General features: G+C 35.7%; 12 protein-coding genes. 2 read left to right on the top strand and 10 right to left on the bottom strand.

All coding sequences use genetic code 11. From position 1 onward, the window contains the following. Positions 1 to 6: 6 nt before the first annotated feature. Positions 7 to 1,008: an LIC11966 family surface protein gene (locus tag LK994_RS00940; RefSeq protein ID WP_229761004.1), complete on the top strand. Its 1,002-nt coding sequence runs from the start codon at positions 7 to 9 to the stop codon at positions 1,006 to 1,008. A gap of 18 nt (positions 1,009 to 1,026) precedes the next feature. Here LK994_RS00940 and LK994_RS00935 read toward each other — a convergent pair whose 3' ends face one another. The 7 genes from LK994_RS00935 to LK994_RS00905 all read right to left on the bottom strand — a co-directional run bounded on the left by LK994_RS00935 (position 1,027) and on the right by LK994_RS00905 (position 8,741). Continuing rightward, positions 1,027 to 2,541, bottom strand: a complete 1,515-nt coding sequence (locus tag LK994_RS00935; RefSeq protein WP_229761003.1) for an NAD(P)H-hydrate dehydratase — start codon at positions 2,539 to 2,541, stop codon at positions 1,027 to 1,029. A gap of 5 nt (positions 2,542 to 2,546) precedes the next feature. Beyond that, positions 2,547 to 3,434 carry a S1 family peptidase gene (locus LK994_RS00930; RefSeq protein ID WP_229761002.1) on the bottom strand — a complete coding sequence of 296 codons (888 nt, stop codon included), beginning with the start codon at positions 3,432 to 3,434 and terminating at the stop codon, positions 2,547 to 2,549. Between the two features lie 208 nt (positions 3,435 to 3,642). Continuing rightward, positions 3,643 to 3,864, bottom strand: coding sequence for a hypothetical protein (locus LK994_RS00925; protein WP_229761001.1), 222 nt, complete (start codon positions 3,862 to 3,864; stop codon positions 3,643 to 3,645). Between the two features lie 286 nt (positions 3,865 to 4,150). Then, entirely contained in the window at positions 4,151 to 4,372 is a 222-nt protein-coding gene (locus LK994_RS00920) for a hypothetical protein (protein WP_229761000.1), read from the bottom strand. Between the two features lie 230 nt (positions 4,373 to 4,602). Further along, positions 4,603 to 6,741: a prolyl oligopeptidase family serine peptidase gene (locus tag LK994_RS00915; RefSeq protein WP_229760999.1), complete on the bottom strand. Its 2,139-nt coding sequence runs from the start codon at positions 6,739 to 6,741 to the stop codon at positions 4,603 to 4,605. A gap of 125 nt (positions 6,742 to 6,866) precedes the next feature. After that, positions 6,867 to 8,168, bottom strand: a complete 1,302-nt coding sequence (locus LK994_RS00910) for a hemolysin family protein (protein ID WP_229760998.1) — start codon at positions 8,166 to 8,168, stop codon at positions 6,867 to 6,869. 6 nt (positions 8,169 to 8,174) lie between these two features. Then, positions 8,175 to 8,741 (bottom strand): phosphatase PAP2 family protein, encoded by a 567-nt coding sequence (locus tag LK994_RS00905; protein WP_229760997.1) that lies wholly within the window; start codon positions 8,739 to 8,741, stop codon positions 8,175 to 8,177. A gap of 62 nt (positions 8,742 to 8,803) precedes the next feature. Here LK994_RS00905 and LK994_RS00900 point away from each other — a divergent pair, with 62 nt between their 5' ends. Further along, a complete protein-coding gene (locus tag LK994_RS00900; protein ID WP_229760996.1) occupies positions 8,804 to 10,789 on the top strand; it encodes an LTA synthase family protein in 1,986 nt (661 codons plus the stop codon). On the opposite strand, the gene LK994_RS00895 is transcribed toward LK994_RS00900, so the two are convergent. Genes LK994_RS00895 through LK994_RS00885 form a run of 3 tightly spaced genes read right to left on the bottom strand, consistent with a single transcriptional unit; the run spans position 10,786 to position 13,318 of the window. Then, positions 10,786 to 11,532 carry an RluA family pseudouridine synthase gene (locus LK994_RS00895; RefSeq protein WP_229760995.1) on the bottom strand — a complete coding sequence of 249 codons (747 nt, stop codon included), beginning with the start codon at positions 11,530 to 11,532 and terminating at the stop codon, positions 10,786 to 10,788. The genes LK994_RS00900 and LK994_RS00895 overlap by 4 nt on opposite strands. Further along, positions 11,532 to 12,677, bottom strand: a complete 1,146-nt coding sequence (locus LK994_RS00890; protein ID WP_229760994.1) for a pseudouridine synthase — start codon at positions 12,675 to 12,677, stop codon at positions 11,532 to 11,534. Before LK994_RS00890 ends, LK994_RS00895 begins: the two co-directional genes overlap by 1 nt. Positions 12,678 to 12,685: 8 nt before the next feature. Then, positions 12,686 to 13,318, bottom strand: a complete 633-nt coding sequence (locus LK994_RS00885) for a hypothetical protein (RefSeq protein ID WP_229760993.1) — start codon at positions 13,316 to 13,318, stop codon at positions 12,686 to 12,688. Between the last annotated feature and the right edge of the window lie 79 nt (positions 13,319 to 13,397).

Here is a 13,397-nt window from a genome sequence, read left to right as displayed (position 1 = left end):
GTTTTTATGACCATTACCGAAACTTTACATGCACAGGATTTTGACAATGTGATCACTTACATGGATTATATTGGTAAGCAACACCAAACAATTGCAAAAAGATTTCTGACATATAACAGTGCTGCTTCACACGGAAAGAGGGCAAAAAAAGTAGAAAATTTAAGGAATAAAGTATTGAATGAGATTGATGAAAGCAGAATGAATATCAGCGGCATGCCTTCATTTAAAGGCGATAAGGAATACAGAGATTCCGCTGTTTCTTTTATGAAACTTTACTACAATGTAATGAATGGCGATTTCAGCAAAATTGTAGATATGGAAGAAATTTCAGAGCAGTCTTACGATATGATGGAAGCCTATTTACTGGCAAAAGAGATGGCCAATAAAAAACTAGATGATGCCAGTGAGGCACTGCATCTTGCAGAAAAAAGATTTGCATTGGCACATAACGTTAATCTTATCGATGGTAAAGATGAAATAGGTAAATTAATGGAAGAAGTAAGTGAAGTAAATCATTATTATAATCCGATCTATCTCATCTTTTTTAAAAGCTATAAACAAGAGGCTTATTTAATGGATGCAATAGAAAAAAAGAATATTAATGGGATAGAGCAAAGTAAAAACACACTTTTAAAAAATGCAGAAGAAGGATTGGCTAAGTTAGATACGATGAAAGGATTTAAAGGTGGTGACAGGAGTTTGATCATCAGTTGTAAAAAGGTATTGGAGTTTTATATAAAAGAAGTAAAAGAAAAAATACCGGTTATTGCAGATTTCTTTTTGAAGAATGAAGCTTTTGAAAAAATGAAAATTGAGTACGGGAAAAAATCTCAGCCAACGCAAGCTGATGTGGATCTGTACAACAAAGGGGTGAAAGAAACCAACAATGCAGTAAATGCATATAACGAAGCGAATAATTTTTTAAATAATTATAGGAAAGATCTGGTCAATAACTGGAACCAGACGGTAGATGCTTATTTTGATAATCACATGCCAAGTTATAAATAGAGTAAAAAGAAACAGGACCTAGTGTCCTGTTTCTTTTTTAAATGCCTGACCGATATGATCTATCATATCGGAGGCCAATAAAGAATATTCTCCGGTAGTTTGTACGGCTATATCTGCGGCCAGTCCATGTAAATACACCCCGGTAATACATGTATCCTTAGATGAGTAACCTTGCGATAGTAAACCGGTAAGCATTCCGGTCAATGTATCTCCGCTACCGCCTTTTGCCATTCCCGGATTTCCGGTGGGATTAAAATAACAAGAGCCATCCGGACAACTGATGCAAGTGTAACGGCCTTTTAATACAATAAATACATTGTGTTTTGTAGAAAATTCAATTTGTAATTTATTTCTTTCGAAATGATCGTTGGTTTTACCAACCAATCGTTCAAACTCTTTAGGATGGGGAGTGAAAATACTCTCGGGTGGAATGAGATCCATCAATTCTTTATTCGCAGCAATGATGTTGATGGCATCCGCATCAATTACAATTGGTTGCTTATAATGTTGAAGTATTTGTTTAAAAACATTCACGGTTTCATTAGCAGTGCCTATGCCAGGGCCAATGCCAATTGTATCGAATGTGTCGAGTGAATATTCTGATGAGATCATTGTATCATTTTCATCACAGATCACCATTGATTCGGGTACAGTAGTCTGCAGAATATCATACCCACATTTTGGAATGATCATCGTCAGTAATCCGCATCCCGTTCTCAGGCAGGCTTTTGCTGCTAATACGGCAGCTCCCATTTTTCCATAACTGCCTGCAATGATTGCAGCTTTTCCATAATTTCCTTTATGTGAAAAAAAGGGCCTTGGTTTAATGATGTGTTGAATATGTGTTGTTTCAATCAGCTCATAATTGCTTTGGCAGGAATCAATGAACTGCTCATTTAATCCGATTGGGAGAATGATCACTTCGCCGGTGTATGGTGCATTTTCTGCAAAGAAAAAAGCCAGTTTATGTAATTGAAAAGAAAGGGTATAAGTGGCTTTAATGATTTGATTAGATGATACGCCTGATGGTTGGTCTGCAAATAAGCCTGATGGCATATCTATAGCGATCACTATTGACCTACTATGATTGATGTATTGTATTAGGTCTGCAGCAACTCCTTTTATAGGCTTATTTAAACCGGTGCCAAATAATGCATCAATAATAATATCATTTGTTGAAATTAGCGGAAGTTCAGTGATAGACGTAATATCGATACATATTGCTTCGTCAATATTTTTTAACCTGGTTTCATTGGTCAAAAAGTCCGCCGATGCTTTTGATTCGGAATGAACAATATATGTTGTGACCGGGCATCCGAATTGATGCAACATTCTTGCAATAGCCAATCCATCGCCACCATTATTTCCTGTTCCGCAAAAGATGGTGAATCGAACTCCGGGGTTAGTGTTTTCAATGATCCATTTAAAACAGTTTGCTGCAGCTCTTTCCATCAAATCGATTGAAGCAATAGGTTCATGCGCTATGGTATAGGCATCTGCTTCTTTGATCTGTTTTGCTGAAAGGATCTTCATGATATTTAGTTTTCTTCGTAATACTTCACATTCATTTCCTTTAAAAATTCTTTGATGATATCAGCATGTATGCATTGTCCTAAATGAATGAAGGAATAGTCCGAAACTTTTTTGGCTTCGTTATTTATCATGATCTCTTTATCCATAATGTCAAAACCGAGGTGCAGATGTTTGGTAGAAAACTGCATACCGCATACAACACCTGTTTTGTCAAATAGAGGTCCGCCGCTCTGGCCTTTTAATCCCGGCGTGCTAAGCTCTATTCCATATAGTCTATTATCTTCTGCCAGGAATCTTGTTACCATTCCTTCAATTGGAAATCTGGGAGAGCCTATTATTCCTGTACTTGTCCACTCTATATCATCAGTTGATTCATTATATGTAAAATTGGTGAATTCAGGAAAAGGAAATCCCAGCCTGCATAAAAATTCACCTTGCTTTATCTGTGTAGTATCTTTCTTAAATACAGCATGGCCTTTGTAACTGATATTTTTATAATTATTAAATTTCAAAATAGCGAGGTCATATTTCGGATGCACATTCCATGTAAATCCCGACATAGAATCTACGCAATCGAGAAATGAATTTTTTATTTGAATGATCGTGTCGCTGTTGAATTTATATTTTAGTTCAAGACCTTTAAGATTGGTTTTGTATTTGCCGTCTTTTGGCAGCCTGTCTCTTTCAGCTTTGAAATTAGTAAAGTTGTTCATTATGTTATCTGAATGTGACAATAACTCGATCACATGTTTACAGGTTATAGCATAGCCTTCCTCATTCACAAAAAAGATAGTAGATGAACCGGGGATGATTTGTTTTCCTCCATATGTTCTAAGTATTGTATGAATCGGTCTGGTGTAATTGGCTGTTTTTTCAATTGCTTCTATGAACATATGTTTCTTGTTTCTATTGTCTTAAATGTAAACACTAAATGCCTGTGTTGTTATCAACTATGAAGTTAATTTAAAAAGATCAACTTATGGAGAGTAACTCTAATATTGGGACAAAGATTGAGGGGATTATTATCAGTACAATGACAATACGCAAACAGGAATCTACATCAGCAGATACGCTGAAGTTGAAGAGGATAAAATAAAAGGTCTATACCCTGGTATCATCAAAATCGAGGTCACGTTGGTCGCCATTAGACCATTCTTGTAAAGCTTCCTTGATCTTTTTAAAAATTGACTTGTGCTCTTCTTTTTTGTTTGGAGGATTTTGCTCTGTCTTGTCTTTTATTTCATCTTTTACACCCGAAGACTTATTGCTGCTTTCATTTTCACCCCATGGGTTATATATGAAATGGTTTTTTACGTGTATCATTTTGTTTCTTTTAAAGGTTAAAAACAGAATTGAATGACAACGGAACTGGTACTTAAATTTACTGATTTTTTTTTAAAAAATATCAATAAATAACCATCAACCACACCCTCAAAATGTGTATGAACAGGAAATATTTTTTCTTAATTTGTTACTGTATGATCAATAGTTGATTCGGGAGAAATATACAAACTACTGCTTTCCTTTCTGCAGCTAAAAATCAGCAGAAAGGAGTATATCGGCTTCTTATACTAAGATAAGAGCTCAATCAGTTTACGATGTTAATTGACTATACCTTAGTATCGTCATATTCAAGATCACGTTGATCGGAGTTTGACCAATCCTGTAAAGCTTCTCTTATTTTTTGCCAAAGGGTCTTTTTTTGTTTGGTCTTTTCTGTATGTTCAGCATCGGATACATCTACTTTTGTTTTTTGTTGATCATTGTTTTCGCTGCTGCCTCCGTTTTCGCCATCCGGACTATATGCAAAGTGATTGATTACGTGTATCATCTTATTTGTTTTAAATTAAAAATTGATTATGATTGATATAAGCCTGATCCGTATATTTTATTAATACAATGAAACTCATTGCTGTTTTTCAAAATTGCTTTTTATATGGAGCAAAAAAAATGACATTAATCATCTTTCGAAATGATAGATATTGCAGGTGAGTTATGGGATAAAAAAATCAGTGAAGGATCGCTCCTCCACTGATACAGCATTAGTTATAGGAAATAGATCTATTTAGATTGCGTTTGCCATAAAATGAAAGCCCATTTTTTTGCTTCTTTTTTCATGCCTGCAAACTTATCTTCACTATCTCCGTGGCCACCATTGTAATCTACCTGCAATAGGGTTGGTTTGCCAGATGTGTTAGCTTTTTGTACGGCCGCAGCAAATTTTGCAGGCTGCCAACTGATCACACGAGGATCGTTCCAGCCGGTGGTGATCAGCATTGAAGGATACTTTGTGTCTGGTTGAACATGTAATGTGGCATCCATTTCCATCAGAGCAAAAAATTCGTTGATGTTTTTTACGCTACCGAATTCAGGAGTATTGATCGGACCGTTTGGTGCAAATTCTTGTCTGATCATACTCAAACAACCTACCTGAGGAACGGCACATGCCCATAGATCCGGTCTTTCAGTTATTGCTCTGCCAATCAAGATGCCGCCGGCGCTTCCTCCTTCACAGGATAAATGCTCAGGGCTTGTTAGTCCTTTGTTTACCAGGTATTCTGCACAGCTATTCAGGTCTTTCCATGTATTAGGTTTGCTTTGTTTATAGCCAGCCAAGTGCCAATTTTCTCCCTTCTCACCACCACCACGAACGTGGGCAATAGCTATGATCATTCCTTTGTGTGCCATTAAAAGGAAGTCGGAACTGAAGCCTGCACCTGTGCTATATCCGTAAGCGCCATAACTATATACGTACGCAGGATTTTTTCCGTTCAACTTCAGGTCTTTTCTGTATACAAGAGATAAAGGGATCATCACGCCGTCGTGACCCGGTATCTCAATTTCTTCAACTTTTAATTCATTTACGTATGGATAGGCAACAGTTTTTCTGAAAGAGAATTTCTTTTCGCCTTTTGCAGGTTCTGCAAGGTTAGCATAAGTAAATTGCAATGGAGTGATCCAGCCTGTACGTGCAATATGTATATCGTCGTTGTCTTTATTGAATGGAGTTAAGTAGGTTAAATTAGTACTCTCTGCAAATGGATTTTTTGATACTTTGTTTGAACGCATATCTATAATGCTATGCGACATCAATACACCATTTTTTATATAAGTGGCAATCAAAAAATTCTTAGACTGAGTAAGAGATCCTTCACCTTCAAGGGGTATATCTTTTTCAGGAATAATTGTCTTTGCTTTTTTTATATCAGGGTTATTCAGGTCCATTACCAGGATCTTGCCGTTGGGTGCATTTTTTTTAGAACCCATATATACTTTATTGCCGTAAATGTTCAGCATATATATATCGTCTTCTTCCATACTGATTATCTTTTTCCATGCTGCTTTAGAATGTAGAGGACGATAATAGAAATCGCTGTAAGGAGATACACTCGATCTTACTATAAATTCATATTTACAGGCCGGATCATCTGACCAAAAAGGAGAAACATATTTTGAGTTATCTAAAGTGTATAACTCTGGATTAGTTTTGTAAGAAAGATAAATATTGTCTTGTAAAGTATCAGAACCCAGCAAGTGTGTTTTAAATACTTTGTCTTTATCCTCTATGGCTACATGTACATCATAACTCGGTTGCTGCATGTATAAAATTTCATAAGGCTTAGCGGTAAATCCGGCGAATAGTCCGGGGATGCTATCAGGTAGAAATTTGTTTTTTGCGATATCGTAAAATTTCACCACATTTTTTTCTTTACCACCTTCTCCTGCACTGATAGCGAGGTATTTTTGAAATGGTTCAATATAATAATCTGCTATGTTATAGTTGTTGCCCCACATAGCAGGTTCAGCAACTAATTCTTCTTTACCGAACTCTCCGTTTCTTTTAAATAGTTTTGCTTTAGGTTCTCCTAATTTGAGGTTAAAATAAAAAAGTGTTTTTCCTACCTGACGGATTTTATAAATTTTGTCAGGTTGTATAGAGTCCAGCATCAGCATTTGCTTATACAGCTCATCTGTTTGCGGCAAATTGTCTACAATGCTGTTGGTATAATCCGATTGTTCTTTAAACCATTTGGTCACGGAAGAATCTTTTAAATTTTCCAACCAACGGTAAGGGTCATGAACAGTAATTCCGTGCCAGGTGTCGCTACTGTCAACAGTTTTGGTAGCAGGGTAATTGTATTGAGCCCTTGCTGAAAATGCAAGAAGCAAACATAAGTTTGCAATGAGTATTTTTTTCATAAAATTATTTACAAAGAAGTGAATGTAAAAGCAACAATATTGCATGCAAGGGGTATTAAGATTACCTCACAGTATATTAGTTGCTGATTTTCCAAGACCGATATTGAAGATAATTAAAAAATTAATTACTCTTCATCCATATTGTCTTTAATTTCTTCGGAGATCTTAACAAGGAGTTTGTCGATCCGTTGGCTATCCATATCAATTATTTCAAATTGAAAGCCACGCCAATCAAATGTTTCGCCTGTGGTGGGGATATGTTCTAATTCATGTAATACAAATCCTGCAAGGGTATCAAATTCATGCTCGCCTTCGTTCATCCATTCTGTTTTTTCAAAACGGCTAAGGAAATCATAAAATGGTATTTGTGCATCTACCAGATAAGTGCCGTCAGCTCTCTCTACTACTTCGTATTCGTCCTGTCCGGTTTGCGGTACGTCACCAACAATGGCCTCTAAAATATCGTTGAGGGTAATCAAACCTTCCAATGTACCATATTCATTTACAATAAAACAACTGTGAATTTTTGTTTCTTTTATTTTTTCTAAGAGCTGGTACGGATTATTATTTTCAGGAACAAACAATGCAGGTTTAATTAGATCTTTCAATGGTGTATTTGCTTCAGCTTTTAACAGATCTTTTATATAAATGAGTCCCTTAATATCATCAACTTGTTTTTCACAAACAGGATAAGTTGAATAGGTGATTGCATCAAATTTATCTTTTACAGTTTGTACAGTATCATCAATATCAAACCATTCAATATCTGTTCGGTGTGTCATCAACGATGTAATGTTTCTATCACCCAGATGAAAGACCCTTTCAATAATTTCCTTTTCTTCTTCTTCAATTGTTCCATGTTCACTTCCTTCGGTTATCATGGCTTTGATCTCCTCTTCCGTTACCGCACTGTCCGGAGATTTTTTTACATTAAATAATCGGAACAAAAAGCCACTGATCGTTGTCAAGAGCCAAACGATGGGGCCGGTGAGTTTTGAAAAAAGATCCATCGGCCCAGCAACTAATCTTGCAATCTTTTCTGCTTGCATCATACCCAATCTTTTTGGCATTAGTTCTCCAAAAATGATTGATAGAAAAGTTACGATGATAACAATGATAGTGGTGGAGAGAGTAGAGGCATATGGTCTCAGTGAATCGAATTTTTCTACATATGGCCTCAGGTCATCACTGAATTTTTCTCCCGAATACAAACCCGTTACAATTGCGATCAACGTAATGCCTATTTGAGCTGCGGATAAAAAAACTTCGGGATTCTCAGCTAATTCTAATGCTTTTTTTGCTTTGAGATCACCTTTATTGGCCATTGATTCCAGCCTGGATTTTCTGGCACTAACCAGCGCTATCTCACTCATCACAAAAAGCCCGTTAACAATAATAAGCAGTAATAATATAAAAACTTCTGTCATGATAAGTTATTCCAAACCGAATTGTTTGTTGAACGATTTTCCTGACAAATATCCGATAAGTATTCCAATTATAGCACCTCCGGCCACATCAAGTGGATAATGTACACCTACATACACCTGTGCATATGAAATAGCAAAGGCCCAAATGAAGAATAAAATGGACACCCATTTGGGAGAATATGGTTTTAAACTAAGGTATAAATACATAGCTAATGCAAAATGATTAGCAGCATGCGAAGAAGTAAAACTTGAACTTTGAGGTCTGTAACCAACCAAAACCCTTACCCAGCTTGCAATTGAAGGGTCGTTGCATGGCCTTAGTCGATAGATATTTTCTTTAATCAAGTTGCTGCTGACATAATTGCTTAAAATGACGGTTAACGTGCCTATACCAATCCACCACCAAACGTTTTTTTTAAAATTTACAATGATCAATAAAAGTAAAAATAAATAAAAAGGATACCACATTACGCTGTTTCGCAACAAGGGCATTAGCCAATCCATCGCGGAATTGTGCCATTTACTATTGATCAGGTGAAAAAATTGCTTATCCCATTCAATTAAAGTGTGCATGTTGCAGTAGTGATTTTAGCAAAAATAATTAATCTAACTTTGCCACACATTAAATAATTGCTATGCAGTTTTATAGTAAAATACCTCGTTTGATCCGCTGGATAATAAGTGTGATGATAAGTTTCTTGGTTGTAATGAGTGTATTAAGGCTCCTTTTTTATTTTCAGTTCAATCCTCCCAAAAAAGCATTTTCCGGAGGAACCTTTTTAATGGGTCTACGATTTGATCTGAAGTCGATTTGCATATTAGCCCTTTCTATATTTCTTTTATGTAGCATTCCATGGATCAATCCTTTCAAAAAGATGTATGCCAAAAGAATTTGGAATATTTTACTGACTGTTGTATTTGCAATTTTGATCATTTTTTATGCAGCTGATCATTATTATTATGATTACTTACATCAACGATTAAACGCAAATATTTTGAGTTATACAGAAGATGCAGGAATTTCTGCAACAATGGCCTGGCAGTCGTACCCGATAATAAGTTTTTTAATAGGTTTCATAGTACTTGTATTTGTTGCAGCAATATTTTTTAGAAAGAGATTGGCCAAATATGTGCAGGAGGATGCAGCAGTTGTAAAGAGAGCATGGTTATATAAGCTAGTGTTTTTTTTACTTTTAGGGTTGGGTATTTTTGGTAAGATCGGTCAGTTCCCGTTAAGATGGAGTGATGCATTTACTTTAAGTGATGATTTTAAAGCAAATCTTGCATTGAACCCATTTGAAAGTTTTGTGAGTACACTAAAGTTTTCTGATCTGCAAATTGATGTAAAAAAAGTTAGAAGGCATTATCCGTTTATGTCTGCCTATATGGGAGTACAGCAACCGGATAGCAACAAATTGAATTACAAAAGATATTATTCTTTCAACGATTCATTGGTTAATAAACCAAATGTGGTATTAGTGATCTGCGAAAGTTTCAGCATGTATAAAAGTAGTATGAGTGGCAATCCTTTAAATACTACTCCCTATTTTAATCAATTGTGTAAGAACGGGATCTTTTTTGATAGATGTTTTACTCCGGCATACGGAACTGCAAGAGGCGTGTGGGCAACGATTACAGGCTTGCCGGATGTATTAGGTTCCAGTAAACAAACGGCAAGTAGAAACCCAGCTGCTGTAGATCAGCGTGTGATCATCAATGATTTTAAAGGGTATGATAAATTTTATTTTTTAGGAGGGGATCCTACCTGGGCAAATATTCAGGGATTATTAAAAAATAATATTGAGGGGTTACGTATTTATAGTCAGGATGATTTTAAAGCAAAAAAAATAGATGTTTGGGGAATAAGCGATAAGAATTTATTCTTAGAGGCCAATAAGACGTTGGCAGAAAAGAAGATGCCTTTTTTTGCTATCATTCAGACAGCAGATAATCATCGTCCATATACCATTCCTTCAGAAGATCAGGCAGTATTTAAAAAAGTGTCTTTTCCTAAAGATTCTATAAAAAAATACGGCTTTGAAAGTGAGGAAGAAATGAATGCATTCAGGTATACTGATTTTAGCTATCAACAATTTATCGAAGCAGCTAAAAAGGAGAAATATTTTGACAATACCATTTTTATTTTTGTTGGTGATCACGGAATTAATGGGAATGCAGATAATATATACCCAAAAAGCTGGACCAATCAGCGGCTTACCGGTGAACATGTGCCATTATTATTTTATGCACCCAAATTGATACAACCTAAATGGGTAAACAGCATTTGTTCACAAATTGATATTTTTCCAACCATTGCAACTATGCTAAGAATTCCTTACACCAATAATGCGTTGGGAAGAAATATAATTGACACTGTTGCGGCAACCAATAAATGTGCTTTTGTGATGGATCATGACCTAAAGACAATAGGTGTTGTTACTGATCAATATTGTTTTCAAACAAATTTACAATCAGGAAAACAAATTTTTGTATCAGTTCTTAATAATGAACCGATACAACCATCTGCAGAAACAGACAGCATGAAAAACTACCTTAGTGAATTGACAAGCGCTTATTACGAAACAGCGAAGTATCTGATCCTTAACAACAAAAAAAATTAATGTATTTTTTTTAATTGTTGCATCAGTGCTCTGATGTCTTTTGGCAATTCGGCAGTAAGATCAAACGGTTTGCCTGCCGCATCTTTAAATTTTAACTGGTAGGAGTGTAGCGCAACCCTGTTAAGAATTGGTCTTTCTTCTTCATCATGTTTACTTAGTTTGAATTTCTTTTTGAAAGAAGAAAGTAATACGGGCTTTCCATCGCCATATAAGGGGTCGCAAACAATGGGATGGCCAATATTTTTTGCATGTACTCTAATTTGATGAGTACGTCCTGTATGAATTTGGAATTTGACTAAACTGTATTTTCCCAATTCTTCAATTACTTCATAATCTGTTACAGAAGGTTTCCCTTTTTTATTGATCACCATTTGTCCTTTGAAAACTGGGTTCTCCATGATAGCGGCATCAATTGTACCGGTTTTATGAATGGGGGTTCCGTGTACAAGGCCCATATAGAATTTTTCTACACCTCGTTCTTCAAACTGCTTAGAAAAATATTTGTGAGCCGTTTCATTTTTGGCAAATAAAATAATACCGCTTGTTTCTCTGTCAAGTCGATGAACGGTAAGGATGCTGCCGTATTTTTCAATCAGCATATCTTTTAACGATGGCTCTGATTGGGTTCTGTCGGGTATTGACAATACGCCGGCCGGTTTATTGAGGATAACAAAATCTTCATTCTCAAAAATAGTGATGTCTGATATCCCCTTAAAAGATTTAGTAGTTCTTAGCGGTTCCATTATTTATCAGCAGGCTTTTTTTTGTCTTTCGGAGTTGCTTTCTTAAGCGATGCATTTAAATATTTAAGCAGACGAACTTCTTTTTCGCTGAGATAACGCCATTTACCTCTGTCTACATTCTTCTTTGTTAATGTGGCATACATCACCCTGTCTAATCCTTTTACATCATAGCCCATACTCTCAAAGATCCTGCGGACAACACGATTACGACCACTATGTATTTCAATGCCAATTACCGATTTATCTTTTGGGTCTACATAACCAAGAGAGTCGGCTTTGATTTCACCATCTTCTAATTTTATACCTGTTAAGATCTTGTCGAAATCGGCTTTTAATAAAGGCTTATCTAATTTAGCTTCATATAGTTTTGTGATATTATAACTAGGGTGAGATAACTTTTGCGTAAGTTCACCATCATTCGTTAATAATAAGACACCAGAAGTATTTCTATCTAATCTTCCAACAGGGTATATCCTTTCAGTAGTAGCTTGTTTTACCAATTGCAAAACAGTTTTTCTTCCCTGAGGATCATCGGTTGTAGTGATATAATCTTTCGGTTTATTTAGTAAGATGTATACCAGGTTTTTAGCAATGAATAATTTTTTTCCGTTAAAGATCACCTCGTCTTTCTCCGTAACTTTAAAAGCAGGTTCAAGTATAACGTTGCCATTTACTTTTATTTTTCCTCCTTTAACTATCTCCACAGCGTCTCTGCGACTGCATACGCCACAATGAGCCAAGAATTTATTCAAAGGCATTTCAGCGAATTTTTTTACGGCTACCTCTTTATTTTCTTTATCTGCTGTTTTTACAGGTGATGCAACTCCGGCAGCTTTTGGTTTGCTAACAGCTACTTTAGCTTCCTTAGGATGCAGGTTTTGGTTAGTAGGTAAACGACCTTCAGCCTTCATTCTTCTCTTTTCTTCAAAGCGTTGATTAATAGCTGCGGCACGTTCTTTTTTTGCTTTCTTTTTTGCTTGTTTGAACTCTTCCTTTATGGCGCTGTTCTTTTTCTTCTTGGCAAATTTTTGGAAATGCTGATTGCTCATGGTTGTAGTAGTTTGCTGTTTTTTCAACAGTAGTGAGGTATAAAGGTAAAACAAAAAAGGCGAACCATGAGGATTCGCCTTTTTATCTGAGATCATAGAGAATATTATCTTACTGTCTTTTTGCCTTTATGCTGCTTCATTTCTTCCATTTTCTTTATCTGTTCAGGAGTAAGGTATTTTTTGATGCTTTCTTTGTTTTGTTCTTTCAGTGCCATTAATTGCTCTTTTCTTTCTGTACGACTAAGTTTTTCATTATCTCTGATCGCCTGCATTTTAGCATGATTAGCAGTTCTTTCTGCCTTTATTTTAGCAAATTGATCGTCCGAAAGACCAAGATTGGTTCTCATTTTCTCCATTTTTTGTGCAAATTTCAATTCACGTTGAGCCTGCTTATCTTTCTTCATCTGTTCCATTTTAGCTTTCTGATCGGGAGTCAATATTGCCATCATTTTAGCTTTCTGCTCTTTTTTCAATGCTTCTTTTCTGTCACGTTGCTCTTTTACAGTAATGTTTTCATTTTTGTTCAATTCCTGCATTTGCTTTTTGAACGCTTCACGATTAGCTTTCATTTGTTGTTGTTGCGTATCAGAAAGATTCAATTCTTTCATCATCATTTGTTTGTTGTTTTTTTCGTGATGACGATCTACACCCTTCATCATTTTTCTGCCTTCCTGTTGAGCGTTAGCTGATAATGTAATAGCAGCAAATGCAAATAAGCTTAATAATATCTTTTTCATTTTCAATATTTTTTTTGTTCAGGTATATAGACGATAACATAGGTTCATAGTTTAACTATGAACCTAAAATTATTTTTAA

The organism is Ferruginibacter lapsinanis, from assembly GCF_020783315.1.
In the GTDB taxonomy this organism is placed as follows: domain Bacteria; phylum Bacteroidota; class Bacteroidia; order Chitinophagales; family Chitinophagaceae; genus Ferruginibacter; species Ferruginibacter lapsinanis.
This window is presented reverse-complemented; position numbering and strand designations above follow the sequence as displayed.

Excerpts from the sequence above, each read along its gene's own strand:
- LK994_RS00940 (WP_229761004.1), top strand. The coding sequence starts at position 7 with ATGACCATTACCGAAACTTTACATGCACAGGATTTTGACAATGTGATC.
- LK994_RS00935 (WP_229761003.1), bottom strand. The coding sequence starts at position 2,541 with ATGAAGATCCTTTCAGCAAAACAGATCAAAGAAGCAGATGCCTATACC.
- LK994_RS00930 (WP_229761002.1), bottom strand. The coding sequence starts at position 3,434 with ATGTTCATAGAAGCAATTGAAAAAACAGCCAATTACACCAGACCGATT.
- LK994_RS00925 (WP_229761001.1), bottom strand. The coding sequence starts at position 3,864 with ATGATACACGTAAAAAACCATTTCATATATAACCCATGGGGTGAAAAT.
- LK994_RS00920 (WP_229761000.1), bottom strand. The coding sequence starts at position 4,372 with ATGATACACGTAATCAATCACTTTGCATATAGTCCGGATGGCGAAAAC.
- LK994_RS00915 (WP_229760999.1), bottom strand. The coding sequence starts at position 6,741 with ATGAAAAAAATACTCATTGCAAACTTATGTTTGCTTCTTGCATTTTCA.
- LK994_RS00910 (WP_229760998.1), bottom strand. The coding sequence starts at position 8,168 with ATGACAGAAGTTTTTATATTATTACTGCTTATTATTGTTAACGGGCTT.
- LK994_RS00905 (WP_229760997.1), bottom strand. The coding sequence starts at position 8,741 with ATGCACACTTTAATTGAATGGGATAAGCAATTTTTTCACCTGATCAAT.
- LK994_RS00900 (WP_229760996.1), top strand. The coding sequence starts at position 8,804 with ATGCAGTTTTATAGTAAAATACCTCGTTTGATCCGCTGGATAATAAGT.
- LK994_RS00895 (WP_229760995.1), bottom strand. The coding sequence starts at position 11,532 with ATGGAACCGCTAAGAACTACTAAATCTTTTAAGGGGATATCAGACATC.
- LK994_RS00890 (WP_229760994.1), bottom strand. The coding sequence starts at position 12,677 with ATGATCTCAGATAAAAAGGCGAATCCTCATGGTTCGCCTTTTTTGTTT.
- LK994_RS00885 (WP_229760993.1), bottom strand. The coding sequence starts at position 13,318 with ATGAAAAAGATATTATTAAGCTTATTTGCATTTGCTGCTATTACATTA.